Here is a 25,210-nt window from a genome sequence, read left to right as displayed (position 1 = left end):
AATCTATCTCCGACTTGTGTATTGTCAATGGACAAAAGTCCGGAAGGGGTGGGATGCCGACGAGTGCGGGGGAGCTGCTGCAGCTGGTGCGGAGCGAGCGGGCGACGACCCGGAAAGCGCTCCTGACCAGCACGGGACTGTCGCGCACGACGCTCACCGCCCGGCTGGACCAGCTGCTCGGGGCGGGCCTGCTGGCCGAGGGCGGCCACGAAGACTCGACCGGCGGCCGCCCGGCGAGGCAGCTGCGCTTCGACGACGGGCACGCGGTCGTCCTGGCGGCGAGCATCGACACGATGCACGCGGAGGCGGCGGTCACCGACCTGGCGGGACGGCGGCTGGCCCACCGCGAGGGAGAGCTGCGGGTGGCCGACGGCCCGGAGCCGGTGCTCGACCGGATCGCGGAGTGGTTCGAGTCGATGCTGGCCGAGGTGGGCCGTCCGGTGTGCGGCATCGGCGTCTCCGTGCCCGGCCCGGTCGAACCCGGCCGCGCGTACGTCACCCAGCCGCCGATCATGCCCGGCTGGGACGGCTACCCCATCGACGCGCACCTCGGGCCGCGCTTCGAGACCCCCGTGCTCGTCGACAACGACGCCAACCTGATGGCGCTCGGCGAGCACCGCGCCCGCTACCCGGACTCCGCGGCGCTCGTGGTCGTCAAGGTCTCCACCGGGATCGGCGCGGGCCTGGTCATCGGCGGCGAGGTCTACCGGGGCATCGACGGCGGCGCGGGCGACATCGGGCACGTCCGCCTGCCGGACCACCCCGGGGCGCGCTGCCTGTGCGGCTCGGCCGGCTGTCTCGCGGCGGTCGCCGGCGGCGGCGCGCTCGCCGCGCGGCTGACCGAACTGGGCCTGCCGACGACGTCGGGATCGGGTGTCCGCGAACGCGTCCTGGCCGGCGAACCGGCCGCGGTCCGCCTCGCCGAGGAGGCCGGGCGGCAGGTGGGCGAAGTGCTCGCGACGCTGGTCTGCGTCGTCAACCCCGGCGTCCTCGTGGTGGCCGGGGACCTGGCCGAGCCGCACTTCGTCGCCGGCGTCCGGGAGGTGCTCTACCGGCGGGCGCTGCCGCGCTCGACGCGGAACCTGCGCGTCGAAATCGGCGGGCGCGGCGAGGCGATCGGTGGCGCCGTGGCGATGGTCGTGGACGCGCAGTTCTCCCCGGCGGCTGTGGACAAGCGCCTCTGACGGCCGAACTACCGCCACCCCCGGACTGTCCGGTGTGGACGGAGCAACCTACTTTGGTAGGTGGCACGGGGTGAACGCACGTGGTCCGCGATACGGAATACGAATCGGACTTACCTCGCATACAACCGCATTCCTCGCGTTTTCCGGCCGACAAATCGGATTTCCGTACCACGCGTCGAGACGGGTGAATTCGCGACCAGATAACGGTTCCGCAAGTACTTCCCCGCGAGCGGAACACCGATCTAGTCTCGTCCGGTGTTCCAGGCCCATTTCCTGGGGGCCGCTTTCGAAGAGGGAGATTTCTGTGCGAAGAAGCTCCACCCTGCTCCTTTCGCTCGCGGTGGTGGGTGGCCTGACCGGCGCCCTGCCGGCCACGGCGTCCGCGCAGGGGCGTCAGGACATTCCGCAGTCGCACCCGTTGTGGGCGAGCGCGCAGGCGAAGGTCGCCGACACGGCGCCCGCGTCGAAGCTGAGTTTCCGGGTCTACCTGAACCAGCGCGACAACGCCGGAGCCGAAGCGCTGGCGCAGGCCGTGTCCGACCCGGACAGCAAGACCTACCGCCAGTACCTCAGCCCCGACCAGGTGCGTGACCGGTTCGCCGCCAGCGACGCGACGGTCAACGCCGTCAAGGCGTGGCTGACCGGCAACGGCTTCAGCATCGGCGACGTGCCGTCGAACCGCGCGTACGTCGAGGCCACCGGCACCGCCGACCAGACGCAGAAGGCGTTCGACGTCAAGCTGGCCAAGTACAAGGTCAAGGGCCAGACCCTCCGCGCCGCCGACAAGAACCTGTCGGTGCCGGCGAACCTGGCGAACGACGTCCTCGGCGTCGTCGGCGTCGACCAGGCCACCAACCTGTTCAAGCCCGACCACGCGACCGGCTCCGCGACGCCGGCCGACGTCCCGCCCGGCCCCGGGTTCCGCAACGCGCGGCCGTGCAGCGCCTATTACGGCGAGAAGATCGACACCACCGATCCCGCCTACAACGGCCAGCACCTGCCCTACGCCCCCTGCGGGTACACCCCGGCGCAGCTGCGGTCGGCCTACGGCGTCGACAAGGTCGGCGCGGACGGCAAGGGCACCACGATCGCGATCGTGGACGCGTTCGCCTCGCCGACGATCTACGCCGACGCGAGCACGTACGCCAAGAAGAACGACCCGGCGCACCCGCTGAAGCAGAGCCAGTTCAAGCAGCACGTCTTCCCGGCGAACCCGGTCCTCGAGCCGCCGGACCAGTGCGACGCGGCGGGCTGGTACGGCGAGGAGACCCTCGACGTCGAGGCCGCCCACGGTCTCGCGCCGGGCGCCGACATCCTCTACGTCGGCGGCGAGTCCTGCGAGGACAACGCCCTCGACGTGGCGCTGAACTACGTGATCGCCGGCCACAAGGCCGACATCGTGTCGAACTCCTACGGCGACACCGGCGAAGACATCCCGGCCGACGAGGTCAAGGTCTTCAACCAGATCTCGCTGCAGGCGGTGCTCGAGGGCATCGGCGTCTACTTCTCCTCGGGAGACAACGGTGACGAGGTCGCGCGCCTCGGCACGCCGTCGCCGGACTTCTCCGCCTCCGCGCCGTGGATCACCGCGGTCGGCGGCACGTCCATCGCGATCGGCAAGGACGGCAAGCGGATCTTCGAGACCGGCTGGGAGACCAGCAAGTCGCTGCTGACCAACGGTGTCTACGGTCCGGCCAACTACACCAGCGGTTCCGGCGGCGGCACCAGCCGCCTGTTCGAGCAGCCCTTCTACCAGAAGGGCGTCGTGCCGGACGCGCTGTCGACGAAGAACCAGACCGGTCACAAGAAGGGCCGGGTCGTCCCGGACATCTCCGCGATCGGTGACCCGAACACCGGCTTCCTGGTCGGCCAGACGCAGACCTTCCCGGACGGCGCCTACTACGACCAGTACCGGATCGGCGGCACGAGCCTCGCGTCGCCGGTGTTCGCCGGCATCATGGCGGTGGCCGACAGCTTCGACCACTTCCACCACGGCTTCATCAACCCCGTGATCTACAAGCTGACCTCCCGCACCGCGGCGATCAGCGACGTGAAGCACGTGGACGCCGCCGTGGAGCGCGTCGACTACGCGAACTCGGTCGACGCTTCGGGCGGGCTGCTCACCTCGGTGCGCACGCTCGACTACCAGGGTCTGACGATCCACACCACCCCCGGCTACGACGACGTGACGGGTCTCGGCACGCCCAACGGGCTGCTGTTCCTGCTGCTCGTCTAGTCCCGCTCCGTGAAGGCCCCTTCGCCGGCTCCGCCCGGTGAGGGGGCCTTCACGGCGTTTCGGCGACCAGGGGGATGACCGCGCTCACCGCGGTGCCGCCGTCGCCGCTGACCACGGCGAGTTCACCGCCCAGCGCCTGGACGCGGTCCCGCAGGCCGGCCAGGCCGGTGCCGCCCTCGATGTCCGCACCGCCGGCGCCGGTGTCGGTGACCGCCACCCGCAGCTCGTCGCCCTCGACCGCGATCCGCACGTTCACGTGGTCGGTCTGCGCGTGCTTCAGCGCGTTCGTCAACGCCTCCGACGTCACGAAGTAGGCCGTCGCCTCGACCGCCGAGTCCAGCCGGGGCACCGTGCCGACCGTCAGGGCCACCTCCATCGGGATGCGGTCGGCCAGCGACCGGACCGCCGCGACCAGCCCCGCCTCCGTCAGGATCGCCGGCCGGATGCCGCGCGCCAGCTCGCGCAGCTCGGTGATCGCCGTCTGCAGCTCGTCGACCGTGCCGGACAGCAGCGCCCGGACCTCGGTGGGCAGCGCCGCGCCGTACCGGCGGCCCGCCATCCGCAGCAGCAGCACGACGCTGACCAGCCGCTGCTGGGCGCCGTCGTGCAGGTCGCGCTCCAGGCGGCGGCGTTCTTCGTCGCCGGCCGCGACGAGCCGGGCCCGCGACGCCCGCACCTCGGCCAGCCGCTGCTCCAGCTCCGCGGTGAGCCGCTGGTTGTCGAGCACCAGGCCCGCGGCCGCGTTGAGCGCGTCGATCGAGCGGCTGTCCTTCCACACCTCGTCGTCCTGCACCAGCGCCGCCAGGCCGGTGCCGTCGCGCTCCAGCAGCAGCCGGATCATCTCGGCGTTGCCGACGCGGGCGCGCAGCACACCGGCCAGGAACGCCAGCGGCCACAGGCAGAACAGCACCCGGTAGACCTGCAGCAGCGGCGCCGACAGCGGGTGCCCGTCGCCGAGCGCGGTGCCGGCGCCGGACGCGAGCGCGCCGAACAACGCGATCGCGATCACCGGCGACAACAGCCGCCGCTGCGGCAGCTGCCCGGTCAGCCACCGGTACAGCAGCACGACGATCACCCCGGCGCTGATCACCGTGGCCGCGAGCTCCAGCACGCGGTCGGCGAACACGCCGCTCGCCGGATCGGCCGAGACGGCCAGCAGGTCGCGCGGGTCGTCGCTGACCAGGAGCCCGAGCACGCCCAGCGCGAACACCACCAGGTAGGCCGCGGCGACGAGCAGCCGTTCCCACCGCGACCGGAGCCTGCCGTGCGGGAACGCGAGCACGAGGTGGGCGATCACCGGGCTGGACGCGGCGCGCAGCGGCACGGCGATCGTGTACAGCACCGGGCTCCGCGTGAACTGCAGGTCTTCGAGGAACACCGCGACCCCGGCGAGCGCGATGAGCACGCCGATCGGGTTGGCCGGGCGCCGCACGTGCGCGACGGCGCCGGCGAGCAGGAACAGGAACCCGGTCGCGGTGCTGAGCGCGGTGTCGAGCGCGGAGTGGCTGCCCTCGCCCGCTTTCAGTGCCAACGCCGTGACGCCGAGCGCGAAACCGGCGGCCAGCAGGCCGGTCATCGCCAGCGTCCGCGGGTGCTGCACCACGCGAGCCTCCCGGTGTCCGCTCCCCGGCGATTCTGGCTGGTGTGTGGAGCGGTCCGGCAGCGGCTAACCGTGATTCGCCCGTTCGGGCCGTCGCGTTACACCACGCGGGCGCGCTTTAGGGTGATCTGCGGACAGGAGGCAGCGGATGAGCGGACTGGGTGCCGAGGTCTTCGGCGGGCGGATGCCCGCCGGCGGCCGTGACCTGGCGATCGAAACCCACGGCATCAAGCCGGTTCCGGAGGGCAACCGGTTCGGCCGCCCGTGGCGGCTGTTCAGCGTGTGGTTCGCGCCGAACCTGACGATGACGGCGGTGTTCACCGGCACGCTCGCCGCGTCGCTCGGCCTCGGGTTCTGGACGGGCCTGGCCGCGATGCTCGCCGGCACCGTGCTGGGGTCGCTGCCGGTGGCGTACCTGTCGACGTGGGGGCCGCGCACCGGCACCGGCCAGCTGCCCCTGGCCCGGCTGCCCTTCGGCGGCGGAGTGGTGCTCCCGGGGCTCGTCCAGTGGCTCGGCTCGATCGCCTGGGACGCGCTGGTCGGCCTGTTCGGCGGCGAAGCGCTCGCCGAGCTGACCGGGCTGCCGTTCTGGGCCGCGGTGCTGATCGTGCTGGTGCTGCAGTGCGCGCTCGGCGTGTTCGGCTACGCCCTGATCCACCGCGTGCAGGCGGTGATGAGCGTGCTGCTGGTGCTCGCGTTCGCCGCGCTGGCCGTGAAGGTCCTTTCCGGACACCCGATCGCCACCGCGAACACGGCTTCGGGGGCCGACCTCGCGGGCGGGATCGTGCTGTTCACGACGATCACGTTGTCGCTGGCGATCTCCTGGGCGCCGTACGCGTCGGACTTCAGCCGGTACCTGCCCGTTTCGACGTCGTCCCGGTCGGTGTTCCGGGCGACGCTGCTCGGCCTGGTGGTGTCGTACGCGATCGGCGAGGGCCTCGGGCTCGCGCTGGGTTCGTCGCTGGGCGACCAGACGGCGGCGGGCGTCGCGCACCTGCTCGGCGGCGGGTTCCTCGGCGCGGTCGCACTGGCGGTGATCGCGCTCGCGGCGGTGTCGTCGAACGCGATGAACGACTACAGCGGCTCGCTGGCCCTGCAGACGGTCGGTGTCCGGCTGCGGCGCCCGGTGTCGGCGGTGGTCGTCACGGTGCTGGCGTTCGCGCTGATCCTCTGGATGCACAGCGGCGACCTGTCGGCGAAGTTCGAGAACGTCCTGCTGTTCGTGAGCTACTGGATCCCGCCGTTCCTCGGCGTCGTGGTCCCGGACTGGCTCGCGCGCACCCGCGGTGGACGGCGCGTGGACGTGCTGGCGTCGACGTCGGTGCGGCCCTGGGCGGCGCTGGTGGCGTTCGTGGTGGGCTTCGGCGCGGCCGTGCCGTTCATGAACACGTCCCTCTACACCGGACCGGTCGCGGCGGCGCTGCACGGCGCGGACCTCGCGTACTACGTCGGGCTCGTCGTTTCGCTGGCAGCGTACTTCCTGCTGCGGCGCCGCGTTGACCTCCAGTAAGGTAGAGGTTCAACGATGGTGTGGTACCCCTCGAAGGAGGAACCATGCCAACCGCACTCGTCACCGGAGCATCCGCGGGCCTGGGCCGCGCCCTCGCCGCCGCGCTGGTGAGTCGCAAGTGGACGGTCGTCGGCGACGGCCGGGACGCGGCCGCGCTTGCGGCCGCCGCCGCGGAAATCGGCTTCACGGCCGTCCCCGGCGACGTCGCCGACCCCCATCACCGCGCGTCGCTCGCCGACGCCTGCCCGTCTTTGGACCTGCTTGTCAACAACGCCAGTTCGCTGGGCGTCAGCCCGCTGCCGCCGCTTTCGGGCTATCCCCTGGCGGAGCTGGAAAACGTCTACCGCGTCAACGTTTTCGCGCCGCTGGCGTTGACGCAGCTGCTGCTGCCCGCGTTGACCTCGGCGCGGGGCACGATCATCGACATCAGCTCGGACGCGGCCGTCGAAGCGTACGAGGGCTGGGGCGGCTACGGCTCGGCGAAGGCGGCGCTCGACCAGGTGACGGCGGTGCTGGGCGTGGAGAACCCGGAGCTGGCGGTGTACGCGGTCGACCCGGGCGACCTGCGCACGGCGATGCACCAGCGGGCGTTCCCGGGCGAAGACATCTCGGACCGGCCGCTGCCGTCGTCGGCGGTCCCGGCGTTCCTGCGGCTGCTGGACGAACGCCCCCCGAGCGGCCGCTACCGGGCGGCCGACCTCCTGGTGCCGGCATGAACATCCGGTTCGACCTGCCTGCGGAGCTGTCGGCGTCGGCCCCGCCGGAGGCCCGCGGCGTCGCGCGCGACGGGGTCCGCCTGCTGGTGGCGTCGCCCGCGGGAGTCCACCATTCGGTGTTCTCGTCGCTGGGCTCGTTCCTGTCCGCCGGTGACCTGCTGGTGGTGAACACGTCGGCGACGCTGCCGGCGGCGGTGGACGCGGTCCGCGACGGACAGCCGGTCGCGGTCCACTTTTCGACCGCCCTCGACGACGGCTCGTGGATCGTCGAACTGCGCGCTCCGCACGGCCCGCTGCTGGACGGCCGGGCGGGGGAGCGGGTGTCGCTGCCGGGCGGCGCGTCGCTGACGTTGCTGTCTTCGGACTCCCCGCGGTTGTGGCGGGCGAAGGTGACGGTCGAGGTACCGGATCTCCTCGCGGCGGCGGGCCGCCCGATCCGCTACGGGTACGTGCCGCGGGCGTGGCCGCTGCGGGACTACCAGACGGTGTTCGCCCGCGAGCCGGGCAGCGCGGAGATGCCCTCGGCGGCGCGGCCGTTCACCGAGTCACTGGTGACGCGGCTGGTCACGGACGGGGTGCTGTTCGCGCCGCTGGTGCTGCACACGGGGGTGTCGTCCCCGGAGGCGGGCGAGCCACCGCAGGCGGAGAGGTACCGGGTACCGCCGGCAACGGCGGCGCTGGTGTCGTGGGTCCGGTCCCGGGGAGGCCGGGTGATCGCGGTGGGAACAACGGCGGCGCGAGCAGTGGAGTCGGCGGCGGACGGGGCGGCGTCCGGGTGGACGGACCTGGTGCTGGGCCCGGACCGCCCGGCCCGGGTGGTGGACGGCATCGTGACGGGGCTGCACGCCCCGGACGCATCGCACTTGCTGTTGCTGGAGGCGGTGGCGGGCAGGGAGCTGGTCCAGCGCGCGTACGACGCGGCGGTGGAGCGCCGGTACCTGTGGCACGAGTTCGGTGACGTGTCGTTGTTGCTGCGCCGCTGATCGGGGGCGGGGCCGGTGGCTCGGGTGCCGGTTCCGCTGCGGTGAGCTCGAGGTGGTTGATCGGGTGCGGGTTTGGCTGCTGCCGGTGGCAAGTCGAGCGCCTGCTCCCGCCGCGGTCAAACTCCCGCTGGGTGGCTCTTGCGGGGCGGCTCCCGCTGGGCGGCTCCCGCTGGGCGGCTCTCGCTGGGCGGGTCTCGCGGGGTGAGTCTCGCCGGGGAGGTCTCGCTGGTTGGGTCTGGCTGGGCGGCTCTGGCTGGGCGGATCTCGCGGGGTGGCTCTCGCTGGGCGGGTCTGGCTGGGTGGCTCTCGCCGTGCAGGTCCCCCAGGCCGGTCCCCCCCCCAAGTCAGGTCCCGCCCTCCCAGGGGGACCATCCCAAGCCCAGCGTATCGAGACCCCCCGACGAAAAGCCGGAAAAACCCCCAACCCCGGCGAGGTTGTCCACACCCTCCCCACCCTGTGGACAACCTCGCCGAAGCCCACCCGGTCTAGCGCCGCACAGCGTCCCCGGACCGCCGTCGCGCGCGCAGCAAACCCGTGATCGCCACCACCGCGATCCCGAGCCCGACTCCGGTCACCACCGAAGCCGGCAAGCTCGCCGAGCCCGTGGCCAGCCCGAACGTCCCACCCAGGTACACCGGGATGCTCACCGCCACCGGCAGCCAGTTCGCCAGCGCGAAAGCGCGGTCCGACGCCACCCACAGCACCAGCGTCACCACCGCTCCCGTCAGCACCGGGATCGCCCACACCACCAGGCTCGTCACCGCGTCCATGCCGAGTGACTTGAACCACTCGAACGTCGCCTGGCCCATCCCGATGAACAGCACGACCAGCGCCACGCGGACGCCGGTGGCTCCCTGGCCCCGTCGGCTCGTCATGTTTCCTCCCGTTTCGGTCGGTCACTCGTACCACGTCCGGGTGACGCGGCAGGTTGCCCGCGCCGGGAAGAAACGTCCAGATGCCGGGAACATCACCACGAACCGCGCGTTTACCGCATGCTCGTCCGGCACCAAAGGACGAGGACGGCGGCCCATACGGCTCCCCAGCCACCGATGTCAAGGAATCTCACAAGATTTCCCGGGATGCGGATGGCTATGCGCCCCAGTGGGTGACCGTGCGAACCTCGCCCCGACACCGAACCCCGAAAGGCGACGCCGACGTGCGCACCCACCGCAGAACCCGCTTCCTGGCCTCGGCGCTGGCCGCCCTGACCGTCGTGGGCGTGCTCGCGGGTTGTTCCCGCGCCGCGGACACCACCGCCGCCCCCGCCGCGAACCAGGGGGCCGCCGGCGAGGTGCGGCTCGGCTTCTTCCCGAACGTCACCCACGCGCCCGCGCTGATCGGCGTCAAGAAGGACTTCTTCAAGAACGAGCTCGGCTCCACCAAGCTCACCACCCAGACCTTCAACGCCGGCCCCGAAGAGGTCAACGCGCTGCTCGGCGGCTCGCTCGACATCGCCTTCATCGGCTCCGGCCCGGCGATCAACGCCTTCACCAAGTCCAAGGGCACCATCCAGCTGATCTCCGGCGCCGTCTCGGGCGGCGCGCAGCTCGTCGTCAAGCCGGACATCGCCGGCGTCGACGGGCTCAAGGGCAAGACCATCGCCACGCCGCAGCTGGCCAACACGCAGGACGTCGCGCTCAAGAAGTTCCTGGCCGGCAAGCAGCTGACCGGCCAGGTCAAGATCACCAACCTCGACAACTCGAAGACGCTCGACGCCTTCAAGAAGGGCGAGCTCGACGGCGGCTGGCTGCCGGAGCCGTGGTCGTCGCGGCTGGTCCTCGACGCCGGCGCGAAGGTCCTCGTCGACGAGAAGGACCTGTGGCCCGGCGGCCGCTTCCCGACCACCGTCGTCATCGTGCGCAGCGAGTTCCTGCAGCAGCACCCGGACACCGTCAAGGCGGTCCTCAAGGGCCAGCTGACCGCGATCGACTGGGCCAAGGCCAACCCGGCGGACGCGAAGACCGTCGTCAACGGCGCGCTCAAGGAGTTCGCCGGCAGTAGCCTGAGCCAGGGCGTCATCGACCGCGCGTTCTCGAACATCGAGCTGAGCACCGACCCGATCCCGGCCGAGTTCCCGCAGCTCGCGCAGGACTCGGTGACGGCGGGCGTGGTCAAGTCGGCCGTCGCGCTGAAGGGCTTCGCCGACTTCGGCCCGCTGAACGAGGTGCTCAAGGAGAAGAACCAGCCCGCCGTGAACGCGCCCGAACTCGCCAAGTGACTCCGAGAGGCAGCCAGCGATGACCACGACCCTCCCGACCGGCCGGAGCAGCTTCACCGGCGCGACCGCGGTCCGGCTCGACGGCGTCCGCAAGACCTTCGGCCCGGCCGGCCGGGCGGTCGTCGCTCTCGACGGCGTCGACCTCGCGGTCGCGCCCGGCGAGTTCGTCTGCCTCCTCGGCGCGTCCGGCTGCGGCAAGAGCACGCTGCTGAACCTGGTGGCGGGGCTCGACGCGCCGTCGGCGGGGGAGATCACGCTGAACACCTCGCGGCCCGCGGTCATGTTCCAGGAGGCCGCGCTGATGCCGTGGCTGACCGCGGCCCGCAACGTGGAACTGCCGCTGCGGCTGGCCGGCTTCGGGCGCGCCGAGCGCCGCGAAAAGGCCGCCGAGCTGCTGGAGCTCGTACGGCTGAACGGCGCGGGCGGCAAGCGGCCGCACGAGCTGTCCGGCGGGATGCGCCAGCGCGTCGCACTGGCTCGCGCGCTGGCCGCGACCCTGCGCGTCGGCGGCGACCCGGAGCAGGCGCTGCTGCTGATGGACGAGCCGTTCGCCGCGCTCGACGCCATCACCCGCGACGTCCTGCAGGGCGAGCTGCTGCGCGTCTACCGCAGCACCGGCACGTCCGTGCTGTTCGTGACCCACGACGTGCGCGAAGCCGTGCGGCTCGGGCAGCGCGTCGTGCTCCTGTCGTCGCGGCCGGGCAGGGTCGTGCGCGAGTGGACCGACGTGCCGCTGGCCGACGCCGAGGAGCTGACCGAAGAAATCACCGGGCACCTGCGAGAGGTGATCAGTACCCATGCCGCAGCTTGACCGGGCGGGCGTCGAGGACATCGACGCGGTCGGAGCGGGGCTGGACTCGCTCGACGCCCCGGTCGGGGACCGCCGTCCGGGGTTCTGGAAACGCTTCGCCTGGGGGTTCCTGCCCCCGGTGCTGGCGCTGGTCCTGCTGATCGTCGTCTGGCAGATCCTCTGGGCGGCGGCGTTCTGGTCGGAGGCGCAGCTGCCCGCGCCGATCGCGGTGTGGAACGAGTTCTGGGGCATCGTCGTCGACGGACAGGTGTTCGGGTTCGTCTGGACGTCGGTGCACCGCGCGGCGCTCGGCTTCGTCGCCGGGGTGGTGATCGGCACGCCGCTCGGCCTGCTGGTGGCGAAGGTCCGCGTGGTCCGGGCGGCGCTCGGGCCGCTGCTGACAGGATTGCAGAGCCTGCCGTCGGTGGCGTGGGTCCCGGCGGCGATCCTGTGGTTCGGGATCAACGACGCGGCGATCTACTTCGTGGTGCTGCTGGGCTCGGTGCCGTCGATCGCGAACGGCCTGGTGTCGGGCATCGACCAGATCCCGCCGATCCTGCCGAGGGTGGGCCAGGTGATGGGCGCGAACCGGCTGTCCTCGGCGCGCCACATCCTGCTGCCGGCGGCGCTGCCGGGGTTCCTGGCGGGGTTGAAGCAGGGCTGGGCGTTCTCGTGGCGCTCGCTGATGGCGGCCGAGCTGATCGCGTTGTCACCGCAGCTGGGCGTGGGGCTCGGCGCGTACCTGAACCAGGGGTCGTCGCTGAACAGCATCGAGACGGTGATCGCGGCGATTTTCCTGATCCTGCTGGTCGGGATCGGGATCGAGCTGCTGGTGTTCCGCCCGCTGGAGCGTGCGGTGCTGCGGGCTCGCGGGCTGACCTCGTCCCTCTGAGTGGCGCCGCTCACGGAACGATGCCCGGCCGGTGTTCGTTGACGGTACCTACGGCACCGTAACTTACGGTCGCGTAGCCCCGACCCGGGAAGGACGTGCGCATGACCGTCTCCGAGAGCACCGCGCTGATGTACGAGCTCGAGGGGACGGTCGAGGAGAACCTCAACCGCCACCTCGCCGCCGCCCAGGAGTGGATGCCGCACGAATACGTGCCGTGGAGCGAAGGCCGCAACTTCGCCGACCTGGGCGGTGAGGCGTGGGACCCGGAGCAGTCGCGGGTGACGCCGATCGCGCGGACGGCGCTCGAGGTCAACCTGCTGACCGAGGACAACCTGCCGAGCTACCACCGCGAGATCGAGCGCGCCTTCGGCCGCGACGGCGCGTGGGGCACGTGGGTGCACCGCTGGACGGCCGAGGAGGGCAGGCACGGCATCTGCATCCGCGACTACCTGCTCGTGACGCGGGCGGTCGACCCGGTGGAGCTCGAGCGGATGCGGATGGCGACCATGCAGGCGGGCTACGAGACCGAGGACAAGCCGCTGCTGCGGGTGTGCGCGTACGTGTCGTTCCAGGAGCTGGCGACGCGGCTGTCGCACCGCAACACCGGCCGCTACACCCAGGACCCGCTGGCGGAGAAGCTGCTGACCCGGGTGTCCACGGACGAGAACCTGCACATGGTCTTCTACCGCAACCTGGTGAAGGCGGCGTTCGAGATCGCCCCGGACGCGACGATGCGCGCGATCACCGACGAGGTGCTGGACTTCGCGATGCCGGGCGCGGTGATCCCGAGCTTCGCCCGCAAGGCGGCACTGATCGCCAAGGCGGGCATCTACGACCTGCGCATCCACCACGACGACGTCGTCCAGCCGCTGCTGCGGTACTGGAAGGTGTTCGACCGGACGGGCTTCGGCGAGGTCGGCGAGACGGCCCGCGAGGAGCTGGCGAAGTTCTTGGAGACGTTGAATTCGCAGGCGGTGCGGTTCGAGGAGCGGCGTGACGCCGCGGCCGCCCGGGCCGCCGCGCGGGGAATCCCGGCGGTCTGACAGGGGGGAGGGAGAAGGCCGCCCCGGAGCGATTCCGGAGCGGCCTTGCGTCGAGCCGGAGGATCAGCGGCCGGTGCGGCGCGATCCAGCGCGGGTGCCCGAGGAGAACGCCGCCGCGCCGCCCGAGCGGTTGCCCGTCGCCGGGGTGCCCGACCGGCGGCCGCCGCCGGCGGTGGCGCCGCCCGACCGCCGGGATCCGCCCGAAGCCGGGGCGTCGGAGCGGCGGGATCCGCCCGAAGCCGGAGCACCCGAGCGGCGGCCGCCACCCGAAGCCGCGGCTCCCGAGCGGCGCGAGCCACCAGCGCCGGCCGAGCCACCCGAAGCACCACCGGAACGGCCGGTGCGCGGCTGCTCCTCGCGTCGCGACTGAGCGGCCTCGCGAGCCCGCTGACCTCCCCGGTTCTCCTTCGGCGCCGCACCACGACGGCCGCGGCCCGCAGCCGGGGCCGCGCCCGAAGCCGTCACCTTCTTCGGCCGGTTGTCCACCGCGGGCGCCTTGGAGAACGTCCGCTCGCCCGGTGCCAGCTCCGCCAGCAGCGGGTGACCCGGGCCGAGCTGGGTGGTCGTCGGCTTGATGCCGGCCTTGCGCGTCAGGTCGCGCACGTCGCGGACCTGCGCGTCCGTCATCAGCGTCACGACCGTGCCCGACGCCCCCGCGCGCGCCGTGCGGCCCGAGCGGTGCAGGTACGCCTTGTGCTCCACCGGCGGGTCCGCGTGGATGACCAGGCGGACGTCGTCGACGTGGATACCCCGCGCCGCGATGTCCGTCGCCACGAGGGTGCGGGCCGTGCCCGAAGAGAACGCCTCGAGGTTGCGCGTCCGCGCGTTCTGGCCCAGGTTGCCGTGCAGCTCCACCGCCGGGACGCCCGAAGCGTTGAGCTTGCGCGTCAGCGCCTTCGCGCGGCTCTTCGTCCGCGTGAACACGAGCGTTCGGCCCGGCGCCGCGGTCAGGTCGACCAGCACCGGCAGCCGGTGGGTCTCCTCGAGGTGCAGGACGTGGTGCTCCATCGTCGCCACCGGCGACTGCGCCGAGTCGACGCTGTGCAGCACCGGGTCGTCCATGAACCGCTTGACCAGCACGTCCACGCCGTTGTCCAGCGTCGCCGAGAACAGCAGCCGCTGCCCGCGCGACGGCGTCGCGTCCATGATCCGCCGCACCTCGGGCAGGAAGCCCAGGTCGGCCATGTGGTCGGCCTCGTCCAGGACGGTGATCTCGACGGCGTCGAGCTTCACGTGCCCGGAGCGCATGTGGTCGGCGAGCCGGCCGGGGCAGGCGACGACGATGTCGACGCCGTCGCGCAGCCGCGTGATCTGCGGGTTCGCCGAGACACCGCCGAAGATCGTCGTGGCCTTCAGGCCCAGCGGCTTGGCCAGCGGCAGGATCGACGCCTCGATCTGTGTCGCGAGCTCGCGGGTCGGCGCCAGGATCAGCGCGCGGGGGCGGCCCGGCTTGCGCCGCGTCGGGCCCGCGGCGAGGCGGGCCAGCACGGGCAGCACGAAGCCGTACGTCTTGCCGGAGCCGGTCCGGCCGCGGCCGAGCACGTCACGCCCGGCGAGGGTGTGCGGCAGGGTCGCCGCCTGGATGGGGAAGGGCTCGGTGACGCCCTGCGTGGCCAGTGCGGCCACGAGCGGGGTCGGCAGGCCCAGTTCAGCGAAAGTGCTCATAAGTCGTGCGGGCACGCGAGTGCCCTGGTCTCCGTAACCTGAGAAGGGTTGTCCTGCCCGGCGCAGACCGGTTGTTCGGCCGCGGCGCGTGGTAGTCGACAACAGCAGCGGGCCGAGGCAGAACTGAGCGGCCCGCAAGATCAGTGTACCGAACGGGAGTGACGTACCCCTAGTGAGATTGCCCGCACCTGGGGGGCTTGCTAAGTTACCGGTCGGTAATCGAGGAGGACGACCATGCTGCTGAACCCGCGCGAATACGACCCGGCGCACTTCGACGCCGAGACGCGGCGCCTGCTGCGCGCCACCATCGACTGGTTCGAGCAGCGCGGCAAGGCGAAGCTGACCGAGGACTACCACAACCGCACCTTCTACGCGGACTTCCTCGAGTTCGCGGGCAAGGAAGGCCTGTTCTCGACGTTCCTGACGCCCTCGGCGAACGCGGACGGCAATCCCGACAAGCGCTGGGACACCAGCCGCGTCGCCGCGCTGTCGGAAATCCTCGGCTTCTACGGCCTGAACTACTGGTACCCCTGGCAGGTCACGATCCTCGGCCTCGGCCCGGTGTGGCAGAGCGGCAACTCCGCTGCCCGCAAGCGCGCGGCGGACGCCCTCGACGCCGGCGGCGTCGGCGCGTTCGGACTGTCCGAAAAGGACCACGGCGCCGACATCTACTCCTCCGACATGGTGCTCACCAAGGACGGCGACGGCTACCGCGCGACGGGCTCGAAGTACTACATCGGCAACGGCAACTGCGCGCGCACGGTGTCGGTCTTCGGCCGGATCGACGGTGTCGAAGGCCCCGACCAGTACGTCTTCTTCTACGCCGACTCCGAGCACCCGAACTACCACGTGGTCAAGAACGTGGTGCCGTCGCAGATGTACGTCGCGGAGTTCCGGCTCGAGGACTACCCGGTGCGCGCCGAGGACATCCTGCACGTCGGCGCCGACGCCTTCAGCGCCGCGCTGAACACCGTCAACATCGGCAAGTTCAACCTCTGCTTCGGCGGCATCGGCATGGCGACGCACTCGCTGTACGAGGCCGTCACGCACGCCCACAACCGCGTCCTGTACGGCAAGCCGGTCACCGACTTCCCGCACGTGCGCCGCGAGTTCGTCGAGGCCTACGCGCGGCTGACGGCGATGAAGCTGTTCTCCGACCGCGCCGTCGACTACTTCCGCAGCGCGAACCCGGACGACCGGCGCTACCTGCTGTTCAACCCGATCACCAAGATGAAGGTGACGACCGAGGCGCAGAAGGTGATCGGCCTGGTCGCCGACGTCGTCGCGGCCAAGGGCTTCGAAGCCGACACCTACCTCGCCATGTCGAAGAACGACATCGACGGCCTCCCGAAGCTCGAGGGCACGGTGGCGGTGAACCTCGCGCTGATCGCGAAGTTCATGCCCGCGTACCTGTTCGCGCCGCAGGAGTACGCGCCGGTCGGCACCCGCACCGACGCCGCGGACGACGAGTTCCTGTTCCGCCAGGGCCCCGCGCGCGGCCTGTCGAAGATCCGGTTCCACGACTGGAAGACCGCCTACGCCGAGTCCGCGGACATCCCGAACGTCGCGCTGTTCACCGAGCAGGCGGGGTACCTGGTCAAGCTGCTCACCGAGGCGGCGCCGGACGAGGCCCAGCAGGCCGACCTCGACTTCGGGCTGGCGCTGACCGAGCTGTTCACGCTCATCGTGTACGGGCAGCTGGTCCTGGAGCAGGCGCGGATCACCGGCCTGGACGAAGAGGTCGTCGACCAGATCTTCGCCGTGCTGGTCCAGGACTTCAGCGCGGCGGCGGTGGACCTGAACGGCAAGGCGAGCTCGACCGACGCCCAGCAGGCGATCGCGCTGGCCGCGCTGCGCAAGCCGGTGGTGGACGCCGGGCGCTTCGAGAACGTCTGGGCGCGGGTCCGCGCGCTGTCCGGGGTTTACTCGATGAACCCGTGACGCGGAGCCGCCCGCTTGGCAAGATCACGAAGGTGAACCGAGAGCGGGCGGCGGAGCTGATCTGGGACGCGTGGCAGACCGGGAAGCGCCTCGACGGGCTGCCCGGGGACGCCCGCCCGCGCGACGCGGCCGAAGGCATGGCGGCCCAGGCCGCGCTCGCCGAGCTGGCCGGACCGGTGTCGGGCTGGAAGATCGCCGCGACCACCGCGTACGCGCGGCAGTACCTCGACGTCCCCGGCCCGCTGCCCGGCGTGATGTTCGAGCGGTTCCGCCACGCCGAGGGCGAGCCGGTGCCCGCCGACACCATGACCATGGGCGTCGCCGAACCCGAGTTCGCGTTCCGGCTCAAGGCCGATCCGGGGTCGTCGCCGTCGCTGACCGCGGTGCTCGACGCCGTCGACACGATGTTCCTGGCGCTCGAACTGCCGGACAGCCGCTACACCGACCACCAGCACGCGGGTGGCCCGCAGCTGCTGGCCGACGTCGCCTGCGCGGGCCGGTTCGTCGAAGGACGGCCGGTGCCGGGCTGGCGCGACCTCGACCTGCCGCGGCAGGGAGTCGTCCTGCACGCCGACGGCGAGGAGTTCTCGCGCGGCAGCGGCAGCCTGGTGCTCGGCGACCCGCGGCTGGCGCTGCACTGGCTGGCGATGGAGCTGAGCCGCCACGGCCGGTCGCTGCGCCCGGGCGACGTCGTGACGACCGGGACGGCGACCCCGCCGTGCCCGATCCACGCCGGTGGCCACGTCGTCGCCGACTTCGGGGCGCTGGGCAGCGTCGAGGCGCGGTTCGCGGGATGACGTTCCGCGCCGGGTTCGTGCTGCTCGCCGTGCTCGTCGTGGCGCTCGACGCGGGATTGTGGGTGTTCGCCCGAGCCCAGCACCAGACGACGGCGCGGATCGGTTTCCTGGTGGCGTTCGTCCTGCTGCTGGCGGCACTGGCGGCAGCAGCGGGACTGGTGCGCTGGGAAGTGGCGGCCCCACTGGGCGCGGCCTCGACGGCGGGCTTGTTCGTGGTCGGCGCGGCGGCGATCTTCAGCGTGGGCTTCGGGTTCCTGCTGGCCGCGGTGGTGGAGGCGGCCTTGGTACGCGGGCTGGTGCCACCGGCGGGCCGGCGCGGCGGCCACTGGCTGATCAGCGCGGCCGCGGCGGTGGTCCCGGTGGCGCTGTTCGCGATGGGCCTGCTCGCACTGCGGTGAGCCGCCTGGCGACGGCGGGTCACCCCGAGGATGACCCGCCGTCACCGGAGTCCTACTTGCCGAAACCGGCCCGCCGCAGCGCATCCGCCATGGAGCCGCTCGCCGCGGAGTTGCCGCCGCGGTCCCGGCCGCCGCCACGCCGATCCCCGCCACCGGAGCCGCCCCGGCGCTGGCCGCCGCCGCCCTGCTGGCCGCGGTCCCGGCCGCCGCCACCGCCGCGGTTCCCGGCGGGCGCGCCCGGCTCGTCGTCCAGCCGCAGCGTCAGCGAAATCCGCTTCCGCGGCACGTCGACGTCCAGGACCTTCACCTTCACGATGTCCCCGGGCTTCACGACCTCCCGCGGATCCTTCACGAAGTTCTTCGACAGCGCCGAAACGTGCGCCAGCCCGTCCTGGTGCACCCCGACGTCGATGAACGCGCCGAACGCCGCCACGTTCGTCACGACACCCTCGAGCCGCATGCCCGGCTTCAGGTCACCGATCTTGTCCACGCCCTCGGCGAACGTCGCGGTCTTGAAGGCCGGGCGCGGGTCGCGGCCCGGCTTGTCCAGCTCGGCCAGGATGTCCGTCACGGTCGGGAGACCGAACGTGTCGTCGACGAAGTCCGCCGGCTTCAACGACGACAGCGTCCGCGTGTTGCCGATCAGGGACCGCAGGTCCGTGCCCGTCTTCGACAGGATCCGCCGGACCACCGGGTACGCCTCCGGGTGCACCGACGACGAGTCCAGCGGGTCGTCGCCGTCCGGGATGCGCAGGAAGCCCGCGCACTGCTCGAACGCCTTCGGGCCCAGCCGCGCGACCTCCTTCAGCGCCATCCGGGAGCGGAACGGCCCGTTCGTGTCGCGGTGCGCGACGATGTTCTCGGCGAGCCCGGTCGTGATGCCCGAGACCCGGGTCAGCAGGGGAGCGGACGCGGTGTTGACGTCGACGCCGACCGCGTTCACGCAGTCCTCGACCACCGCGTCCAGCGAGCGCGACAGCGAGACCTCGGACAGGTCGTGCTGGTACTGCCCGACGCCGATCGACTTCGGGTCGATCTTCACCAGCTCGGCGAGGGGGTCCTGCAGCCGGCGCGCGATCGAGACCGCGCCGCGCAGCGAGACGTCCATGTTCGGCAGTTCCTGCGATGCGAACGCCGACGCCGAGTACACCGACGCGCCCGCCTCGGACACGACGGCCTTCGTCAGCTTCAGTTCCGGGTGCTTCTTGATCAGCTCCTGGGCGAGCTTGTCGGTCTCGCGCGACGCCGTGCCGTTGCCGATCGAGATCAGGTCCACCTTGTGCCGCGCGCACAGGGCCGCGAGCTCGGCGATCGACTGGTCCCACTTGTTGGCCGGCTGGTGCGGGTAGATGACGTGGGTGTCGACGACCTTGCCGGTCGCGTCCACTACGGCCACCTTGACGCCGGTGCGGAAGCCCGGGTCGAGGCCCATCGTCGCGCGGGTGCCGGCCGGCGCCGCGAGCAGCAGGTCGCGCAGGTTCGACGCGAAGACGCGCACGGCGTCGTCCTCGGCCGCCTGGCGCAGCCGCATCCGCAGGTCGATGCCCAGGTGCAGGAGGATCTTGGTGCGCCACGCCCAGCGCACGGTGTCGCCGAGCCACTTGTCGGCCGGCCGGCCCTGCTGGGTGATGCCGAACTTCGCGGCGATGCGCTGCTCGTACTCCGTCGGCCCGACCTGCGGCTCGTCGGTGGGCTCGTCCGGCGCCATGGTGAGGTCGAGGACCTCCTCCTTCTCGCCGCGCAGCATCGCGAGGATGCGGTGCGAGGGGAGCTTGGTGTAGGGCTCGGAGAAGTCGAAGTAGTCGGCGAACTTCGCGCCTTCCTCCTCCTTGCCGGACCGGACCTTGGCGACCAGGTGGCCCTGGCCCCACATCTTTTCCCGCAGGTCACCGATGAGGTCGGCGTCCTCGGCGAAGCGCTCGACGAGGATCGCGCGGGCGCCGTCGAGGGCCGCCTGCGCGTCCGCGACGCCCTTGTCCGCGTCGACGAACACCGCCGCGGCGGCCTGCGGATCCGTGTTCGGGTCGTTCAGCAGGCCGTCGGCCAGCGGCTCGAGACCCGCTTCGCGCGCGATCATGGCCTTCGTGCGGCGCTTCGGCTTGTACGGGAGGTAGATGTCCTCCAGCCGCGACTTCGTGTCCGCGGCGAGGATCGACGCCTCGAGGGCGTCGTCGAGCTTGCCCTGGCTCCGGATGGACTCGAGGACGGCGAGCCGGCGCTCGTCGAGTTCCCGCAGGTAGCGCAGCCGCTCTTCGAGCGTGCGCAGCTGCGCGTCGTCGAGCATGCCGGTGACTTCCTTGCGGTAGCGGGCGATGAACGGCACGGTCGACCCGCCGTCGAGCAGCTCGACGGCGGCCTTGACCTGTCCTTCGCGCACGCCCAGTTCTTCGGCGATCTTCTGCTCGACCGACACGCTCACTGCAACACGCTCCTGCTTCGCCTGGTTCCGATCGTCTCATTCTGCCGTTTCCGCCACCCCGACTTTCGGATGGGGCTCCTTGACATTCAGATTGGTCTAGTCCATTTTGTGGTGACCTGCCTCACCACCGTCGTGGAGGTCGCCCGTGGTCCCCAAGGTCCGGCTAGCCCTGCTTTCGTTACTTTCCGTGGTCGCGCTGAGTCTCGGCGTGACGTTCGTCCTCGCCGGCAACGCCGCGGCGGCGAACATCCTGGCCAACCCGGGCTTCGAGTCCGGCACCGCGGGCTGGACGTGCACCGCCACGCCGACCGCGGTGAGCACCCCGGTGCACAGCGGCAGCCGCGCGCTGAGCGCGACGCCGACGTCGTCGGACAACGCGCAGTGCTCGCAGACGCTCACCGTCTCGGCGAACACGGCGTACAAGCTCTCGGCGTGGGTCCAGGGCAGCTACGTCTACCTGGGCGTTTCCGGCTCGGCGACGACCAGCACGTGGACGCCGGGCACGAGCGGCTACCAGCAGCTGTCGCTGAGCTTCACGACCGGCTCGAGCACGTCGCTGACGGTGTACCTGCACGGCTGGTACGGCCAGCCGACGTACTACGCCGACGACGTCAGCCTCGACGGCCCGGGCACGCCGCCCCCGACGACGCCCACCACGCCGACGACGCCCACCACGCCGCCGACCACCACGACCACCCCGCCGACGACGACCACGCCGCCGCCGACCCAGGGTGACCTGCCGAAGCACGTGCTGACCGGCTACTGGCAGAACTTCTACAACGGCGCCAAGGCGCTGAAGCTGGCCGACGTGCCGACGAAGTACAACATCATCGCGGTGTCGTTCGCCGACGCGACGGGAACGCCGGGCGCGGTGAGCTTCACGCTGGACCCGGGGCTGTCGTCGCAGCTCGGCGGCTACACGGACGCGCAGTTCAAGGCGGACGTGAAGACGGTGCAGGCGCGCGGCCAGAAGGTGATCATTTCGGTCGGCGGCCAGAACGGCACGATCAGCGTCGGCGACTCGACGTCGGCGAACAACTTCGCGAACAGCGTGAAGTCGCTGATCGCGAACTACGGCTTCGACGGCGTCGACATCGACCTCGAGAACGGCATCAACGCCACCTACATGGGCCAGGCGCTGCGCAGCATCTACAACGGCGGCGGCAAGGTCATCACGATGGCGCCGCAGACGATCGACATGCAGAGCACGCAGGGTGGCTACTTCCAGCTGGCGCTGGGGATCAAGGACATCCTGACGGTCGTCAACATGCAGTACTACAACTCGGGCACGATGCTGGGCTGCAACGGAAGCGTGTACGCACAGGGAACGGTCGACTTCCTGACGGCGCTGGCCTGCATCCAGCTCCAGGGCGGCCTGCGCGCCGAACAGGTCGGGCTCGGCCTGCCGGCGTCGTCGCAGGCGGCGGGCGGCGGCTACCAGGCACCGGCCAACACGGTCTCGGCGCTGAACTGCCTGGCCCGCGGAACGTCCTGTGGTTCGTTCAAGCCGTCGACGACGTACCCGTCGATCCGCGGCGCGATGACGTGGTCGATCAACTGGGACGCGTCGAACGGGTACGGGTTCGCGAACACGGTCTCGGCGGGCCTCGCGGGCTTGCCGTGATCGTGCGCTGAGGAAGGCCCTCCCGCCCCGTGCGGCCGGGAGGGCCTCTTCACGCGCTACACCGGCGTGATCGGCAGCCTCAACGCTCCCGGCGCGTCGGACGGCACCACCGGCTTCGAAGGCACCACCGGTGCCACGCGCTGGTACGGCGAGCCCAACGAAGGCCGCGGGTCCACCTCACCCCGGTTCGGCCAGAACGCCATTGCCCGCTCGGCCTGCGCCGTGATCGTCAGCGACGGGTTCACCCCCAGGTTCGCCGTGATCGCCGACCCGTCCACCACGTGCAGCCCCGGATACCCGTACACCCGCTGGTAGGGATCGATCACTCCCGAGGAAGCCGAATCCCCGATCGTGCAGCCGCCGATGAAGTGGCCCGTGATCGGGATGTTCGCCATATCCGTCCACGCGCCTTGCGGCAAACCGCCGATCTTCTCCGCCACCCGGCGCGTCACCTCGTGGCCCGCCGGGATCCACGATGGCGACGGCTGCCCCGCCCCCTGACGAGTCGTCATCCGGCGGCCGAACAACCCCCGCTTCGTGTACGTCGTCACGGAGTTGTCCAGGGTCTGCATCACCAGCAGCCCGATCATCCGCTCCGACCACCGCCGCGGGTTGTGGATCCGCAGCAGGTTGCGCCGGGAACGCCACAGCTCGCGCAAGCCCAGCACCCACCGGCGGCGGCCCGGCGAACCGTCGACCAGCACCGTCGCCAGCAACCCCATCACGTTGCTGCCGCGCCCGTAGCGCACCGGCTCCACGTGCGTCACGGCGTCCGGGTGGATCGACGACGTGATCGCGACCCCGCGCGAGTAGTCCGTGTCCGCCCGCAACGACCGCGCCGCCAGCACGGCTTCCGAGTTCGTCCGGGCCAGCAGTCCCAGCCGAGGCGACAACCCGGGCAAGGTCCCGGTGTCCCGCATCCGGTGCAGCAGCCGCTGCGTCCCCAACGCCGCCGCCGAGAAGACCACCTCCGACGCCGTGAACGTCCGGCGCGAGAAGCCGCCCGTCCGGCGCGTGTCCACCGCGTAGCCGCCGGGAATCGGCCGCACCGAAACCGCCGTGGTCAACGGGTGCACGACCGCCCCGGCCCGCTCCGCCAGGTACAGGTAGTTCTTCACCGTCGTGTTCTTCGCCCCGACCCGGCATCCGGTCATGCATTCGCCGCACAGCGTGCAGGACGAGCGCGCGGGGCCGGCGCCGCCGAAGAACGGGTCCACTCCGGACTGTCCGAAATAGACTCCGACGGGCGTGCGGCGGTACGTGTGCCCGATACCCATGTCGTCGGCCACTTCGGACAGCACCCGGTCCGCGGCCGTCGTCGCCGGGTTCTCGACCACGCCCAGCATCCGCTTCGCCTGGTCGTAGTACGGCGCCAGCTCGGACTTCCAGTCCGTGATGTGCGCCCACTGCGGGTCCTCGTAGAACTTGTCCGGCGGTTCGTACAGCGTGTTCGCGTACACCAGCGAACCGCCGCCGACGCCGGAGCCGCTCATCACGAACGTGTTCTTGAGCAACGTCAGCCGCTGGATGCCGAAACAGCCCAGCGCGGGCGCCCACAGGTACTTCCGCAGCCGCCACGACGTCTTCGCGAACTCGTCGTCGGCGAACCGGCGGCCGCTCTCCAGCACGCCGACGCGGTAACCCTTCTCGGTCAGCCGCAGCGCCGTGACGCTGCCGCCGAACCCGGACCCGATCACCAGGACGTCGTAGTCCATCACGCCACCACCCGGTAGTCACCCACGTCCAGCCGCCGGGTCCGGCGGTCGTACTCGGTGACCAGACCCGGCCAGTTGGTCGTCACCCGGCCGTCGGCCTGGCGGTACCAGCTGGTGCACGCGCTCCAGACGCTGTGGCCCAGCCGCCGCTGGACCTCCCGGTCGTAGCGCTGCTCGACGTCCGCCCGGACATCCACATAGGACACACCGGGCCGCGCGAGCTGTTCCACCGCCTGCCGGATGTAGCGCGCCTGGCGCTCGATCATGTAGATGATGGACCCGGCGCCCAGGTTGGTGTTGGGCCCGTAGACGCAGAACATGTTCGGGAACCCGGGCACGGCCATGCCCAGGTACGCCCGCGCGCCGCCGGCCCACTCGTCCCGCAGCGACCGGCCGTCGAGGCCGGTGACCTTCATCCGGCCGAGGAACTCCGTCGCGGCGAACCCGGTGCCGTACACCAGGACGTCCGCCTCGACCTCCGTCCCGTCCTCGACGCGCACGCCGCGTGGCGTGATCGACGAAATCCGCCGCGTCTCGACGTCGACGTTCGGCTGCGCCAGCGCGGGCAGGTAGTCGTTGGTGAACAGGATCCGCTTGCAGCCCAGGGGATAGGCCGGTGTCAGCTTCGCGCGCAGCTCGGGGTCCTTGATGTGGCGGCGCCGCAGCTGCGCGGTCCGCAGCTCGAACATCTTCGCCAGCACGGGGTGCTTCGTCATCGCGTAGGTGGCGTATTCGGCGAGCAGGAAGATCCGCAGCCGGCCGAGCAGCTGCGTGGGCGGCAGGTGCTCGAACAGCCAGTGCTGCCACCGCCGGTAGGACGGGTCGGACTTCGCCATGACGTACGGCGGCGTGCGCTGGAAGACCGTGACGTGCTTCGCGTACTTCCGCAGCTCGGGCACGAACTGGACGGCGCTGGCCCCGGTGCCGATGACGGCGACGCGCTTGCCGGTCAGCTCGACGCCGTGGTCCCACCGCGCGGAGTGGAAGGCGTCGCCGGCGAAGCTCTCGCGGCCGGGGATGTCCGGCAGCACCGGGCGCGACAGCTGCCCGACGGCGGGGACGAAGACGGTGGCCTCGTAGGTCCGGTCCGGCGTTTCGACGCGCCAGACGCCGTGGTCGGCGTCGAACGCCGCCCCGGTGACCTCGGTCCGGTACCGGATGTGCGGCTCGAGGCCGTACTTGGCGATGACGCCGCGCAGGTAGGCCAGGATGTCCGGCTGGTGCGAGAACCGCTTCGGCCACCGCGGGTTCGGCTCGAAGGAGTACGAGTACAGCGGTGACGGGATGTCGCACGCGGCGCCGGGGTAGGTGTTGTCCCGCCAGACGCCGCCGGCCTCGGCCGCGCTCTCCAGGATCGTGAAGTCGGTGAACCCGGCGCGCTTCAGCTCGACCGCCGTCCCGATACCGCCGAACCCGGTGCCCACGATCAGCACCGACGGCCCCTTCGCCGAACTACTCATGCGGAAAAAGCTACGCAG

Annotated in this window: 19 protein-coding genes; 13 read left to right on the top strand and 6 right to left on the bottom strand. The window is 71.4% G+C overall.

Translation table 11 applies throughout. From position 1 onward, the window contains the following. Positions 1-53 precede the first annotated feature (53 nt). Together ACWEVP_RS14005 and ACWEVP_RS14000 are read left to right on the top strand one after the other, a co-directional pair. Entirely contained in the window at positions 54-1,184 is a 1,131-nt protein-coding gene (locus ACWEVP_RS14005; protein ID WP_452062915.1) for an ROK family protein, read from the top strand. Positions 1,185-1,488: 304 nt separating this feature from the next. After that, entirely contained in the window at positions 1,489-3,420 is a 1,932-nt protein-coding gene (locus ACWEVP_RS14000; protein ID WP_452062914.1) for a S53 family peptidase, read from the top strand. Between the two features lie 49 nt (positions 3,421-3,469). On the opposite strand, the gene ACWEVP_RS13995 is transcribed toward ACWEVP_RS14000, so the two are convergent. Further along, positions 3,470-4,996: a sensor histidine kinase gene (locus tag ACWEVP_RS13995; protein ID WP_452062950.1), complete on the bottom strand. Its 1,527-nt coding sequence runs from the start codon at positions 4,994-4,996 to the stop codon at positions 3,470-3,472. Positions 4,997-5,168: 172 nt separating this feature from the next. On the opposite strand from ACWEVP_RS13995, the gene ACWEVP_RS13990 reads away from it, so the two are divergent. From ACWEVP_RS13990 to ACWEVP_RS13980, 3 genes are read left to right on the top strand one after another with little or no spacing between them, the layout of a single operon-like run. Further along, the gene (locus ACWEVP_RS13990; protein WP_452062913.1) at positions 5,169-6,530 is read left to right on the top strand and encodes a purine-cytosine permease family protein; all 1,362 of its coding nucleotides are present in this window, start codon (positions 5,169-5,171) and stop codon (positions 6,528-6,530) included. 44 nt (positions 6,531-6,574) lie between these two features. Then, positions 6,575-7,246, top strand: a complete 672-nt coding sequence (locus ACWEVP_RS13985) for an SDR family NAD(P)-dependent oxidoreductase (protein ID WP_452062912.1) — start codon at positions 6,575-6,577, stop codon at positions 7,244-7,246. Next, entirely contained in the window at positions 7,243-8,229 is a 987-nt protein-coding gene (locus ACWEVP_RS13980) for an S-adenosylmethionine:tRNA ribosyltransferase-isomerase (protein ID WP_452062911.1), read from the top strand. Before ACWEVP_RS13985 ends, ACWEVP_RS13980 begins: the two co-directional genes overlap by 4 nt. 486 nt (positions 8,230-8,715) lie before the next feature. On the opposite strand, the gene ACWEVP_RS13975 is transcribed toward ACWEVP_RS13980, so the two are convergent. Continuing rightward, a complete protein-coding gene (locus ACWEVP_RS13975) occupies positions 8,716-9,105 on the bottom strand; it encodes a hypothetical protein (RefSeq protein WP_452062910.1) in 390 nt (129 codons plus the stop codon). Positions 9,106-9,386: 281 nt separating this feature from the next. On the opposite strand from ACWEVP_RS13975, the gene ACWEVP_RS13970 reads away from it, so the two are divergent. The 4 genes from ACWEVP_RS13970 to ACWEVP_RS13955 all read left to right on the top strand — a co-directional run bounded on the left by ACWEVP_RS13970 (position 9,387) and on the right by ACWEVP_RS13955 (position 13,173). Next, the gene (locus tag ACWEVP_RS13970; RefSeq protein ID WP_452062909.1) at positions 9,387-10,448 is read left to right on the top strand and encodes an ABC transporter substrate-binding protein; all 1,062 of its coding nucleotides are present in this window, start codon (positions 9,387-9,389) and stop codon (positions 10,446-10,448) included. A gap of 19 nt (positions 10,449-10,467) precedes the next feature. Then, complete coding sequence (locus ACWEVP_RS13965) at positions 10,468-11,259, top strand: ABC transporter ATP-binding protein (RefSeq protein WP_452062908.1); 792 nt, start codon at positions 10,468-10,470, stop codon at positions 11,257-11,259. Then, on the top strand, positions 11,246-12,130 hold the full coding sequence (locus tag ACWEVP_RS13960; RefSeq protein ID WP_452062907.1) for an ABC transporter permease: 885 nt from the start codon (positions 11,246-11,248) through the stop codon (positions 12,128-12,130). Before ACWEVP_RS13965 ends, ACWEVP_RS13960 begins: the two co-directional genes overlap by 14 nt. Positions 12,131-12,231: 101 nt before the next feature. Then, a complete protein-coding gene (locus ACWEVP_RS13955) occupies positions 12,232-13,173 on the top strand; it encodes an acyl-ACP desaturase (protein ID WP_452062906.1) in 942 nt (313 codons plus the stop codon). Positions 13,174-13,236: 63 nt separating this feature from the next. Here ACWEVP_RS13955 and ACWEVP_RS13950 read toward each other — a convergent pair whose 3' ends face one another. Further along, entirely contained in the window at positions 13,237-14,838 is a 1,602-nt protein-coding gene (locus ACWEVP_RS13950) for a DEAD/DEAH box helicase (RefSeq protein WP_452062905.1), read from the bottom strand. Positions 14,839-15,072: 234 nt separating this feature from the next. On the opposite strand from ACWEVP_RS13950, the gene ACWEVP_RS13945 reads away from it, so the two are divergent. From ACWEVP_RS13945 to ACWEVP_RS13935, 3 genes are read left to right on the top strand one after another with little or no spacing between them, the layout of a single operon-like run. Beyond that, positions 15,073-16,779 (top strand): acyl-CoA dehydrogenase, encoded by a 1,707-nt coding sequence (locus tag ACWEVP_RS13945; protein ID WP_452062904.1) that lies wholly within the window; start codon positions 15,073-15,075, stop codon positions 16,777-16,779. A 32-nt stretch (positions 16,780-16,811) separates the two neighbouring features. Further along, on the top strand, positions 16,812-17,576 hold the full coding sequence (locus ACWEVP_RS13940; RefSeq protein ID WP_452062903.1) for a 2-keto-4-pentenoate hydratase: 765 nt from the start codon (positions 16,812-16,814) through the stop codon (positions 17,574-17,576). Continuing rightward, on the top strand, positions 17,573-17,974 hold the full coding sequence (locus tag ACWEVP_RS13935) for a hypothetical protein (protein ID WP_452062902.1): 402 nt from the start codon (positions 17,573-17,575) through the stop codon (positions 17,972-17,974). Before ACWEVP_RS13940 ends, ACWEVP_RS13935 begins: the two co-directional genes overlap by 4 nt. Before the next feature lie 52 nt (positions 17,975-18,026). On the opposite strand, the gene ACWEVP_RS13930 is transcribed toward ACWEVP_RS13935, so the two are convergent. Next, positions 18,027-20,393 carry a Tex family protein gene (locus ACWEVP_RS13930; protein WP_452062901.1) on the bottom strand — a complete coding sequence of 789 codons (2,367 nt, stop codon included), beginning with the start codon at positions 20,391-20,393 and terminating at the stop codon, positions 18,027-18,029. A 145-nt stretch (positions 20,394-20,538) separates the two neighbouring features. On the opposite strand from ACWEVP_RS13930, the gene ACWEVP_RS13925 reads away from it, so the two are divergent. After that, positions 20,539-22,017 carry a chitinase gene (locus tag ACWEVP_RS13925; RefSeq protein WP_452062900.1) on the top strand — a complete coding sequence of 493 codons (1,479 nt, stop codon included), beginning with the start codon at positions 20,539-20,541 and terminating at the stop codon, positions 22,015-22,017. Positions 22,018-22,073: 56 nt separating this feature from the next. On the opposite strand, the gene ACWEVP_RS13920 is transcribed toward ACWEVP_RS13925, so the two are convergent. Together ACWEVP_RS13920 and ACWEVP_RS13915 are read right to left on the bottom strand one after the other, a co-directional pair. Then, a complete protein-coding gene (locus ACWEVP_RS13920) occupies positions 22,074-23,732 on the bottom strand; it encodes a GMC oxidoreductase (protein ID WP_452062899.1) in 1,659 nt (552 codons plus the stop codon). Further along, positions 23,732-25,192, bottom strand: coding sequence for a flavin-containing monooxygenase (locus ACWEVP_RS13915; protein WP_452062898.1), 1,461 nt, complete (start codon positions 25,190-25,192; stop codon positions 23,732-23,734). The genes ACWEVP_RS13920 and ACWEVP_RS13915 overlap by 1 nt, the downstream gene beginning before the upstream one ends. Positions 25,193-25,210 lie beyond the last annotated feature (18 nt).

It is taken from the genome of Amycolatopsis sp. NPDC003865 (assembly GCF_053605345.1).
Note: the sequence above shows the minus strand (reverse complement) of the source record. Positions and strands in the feature narration are given on the sequence as shown.

What these genes read in the sequence shown, in the direction of transcription:
- ACWEVP_RS14005 (WP_452062915.1), top strand. Translation starts at nt 54, where the DNA reads ATGCCGACGAGTGCGGGGGAGCTGCTGCAGCTGGTGCGGAGCGAGCGG.
- ACWEVP_RS13995 (WP_452062950.1), bottom strand. Translation starts at nt 4,996, where the DNA reads ATGACCGGCCTGCTGGCCGCCGGTTTCGCGCTCGGCGTCACGGCGTTG.
- ACWEVP_RS13990 (WP_452062913.1), top strand. Translation starts at nt 5,169, where the DNA reads ATGAGCGGACTGGGTGCCGAGGTCTTCGGCGGGCGGATGCCCGCCGGC.
- ACWEVP_RS13985 (WP_452062912.1), top strand. Translation starts at nt 6,575, where the DNA reads ATGCCAACCGCACTCGTCACCGGAGCATCCGCGGGCCTGGGCCGCGCC.
- ACWEVP_RS13980 (WP_452062911.1), top strand. Translation starts at nt 7,243, where the DNA reads ATGAACATCCGGTTCGACCTGCCTGCGGAGCTGTCGGCGTCGGCCCCG.
- ACWEVP_RS13975 (WP_452062910.1), bottom strand. Translation starts at nt 9,105, where the DNA reads ATGACGAGCCGACGGGGCCAGGGAGCCACCGGCGTCCGCGTGGCGCTG.
- ACWEVP_RS13965 (WP_452062908.1), top strand. Translation starts at nt 10,468, where the DNA reads ATGACCACGACCCTCCCGACCGGCCGGAGCAGCTTCACCGGCGCGACC.
- ACWEVP_RS13960 (WP_452062907.1), top strand. Translation starts at nt 11,246, where the DNA reads ATGCCGCAGCTTGACCGGGCGGGCGTCGAGGACATCGACGCGGTCGGA.
- ACWEVP_RS13955 (WP_452062906.1), top strand. Translation starts at nt 12,232, where the DNA reads ATGACCGTCTCCGAGAGCACCGCGCTGATGTACGAGCTCGAGGGGACG.
- ACWEVP_RS13950 (WP_452062905.1), bottom strand. Translation starts at nt 14,838, where the DNA reads ATGAGCACTTTCGCTGAACTGGGCCTGCCGACCCCGCTCGTGGCCGCA.
- ACWEVP_RS13945 (WP_452062904.1), top strand. Translation starts at nt 15,073, where the DNA reads ATGCTGCTGAACCCGCGCGAATACGACCCGGCGCACTTCGACGCCGAG.
- ACWEVP_RS13935 (WP_452062902.1), top strand. Translation starts at nt 17,573, where the DNA reads ATGACGTTCCGCGCCGGGTTCGTGCTGCTCGCCGTGCTCGTCGTGGCG.
- ACWEVP_RS13920 (WP_452062899.1), bottom strand. Translation starts at nt 23,732, where the DNA reads ATGGACTACGACGTCCTGGTGATCGGGTCCGGGTTCGGCGGCAGCGTC.
- ACWEVP_RS13915 (WP_452062898.1), bottom strand. Translation starts at nt 25,192, where the DNA reads ATGAGTAGTTCGGCGAAGGGGCCGTCGGTGCTGATCGTGGGCACCGGG.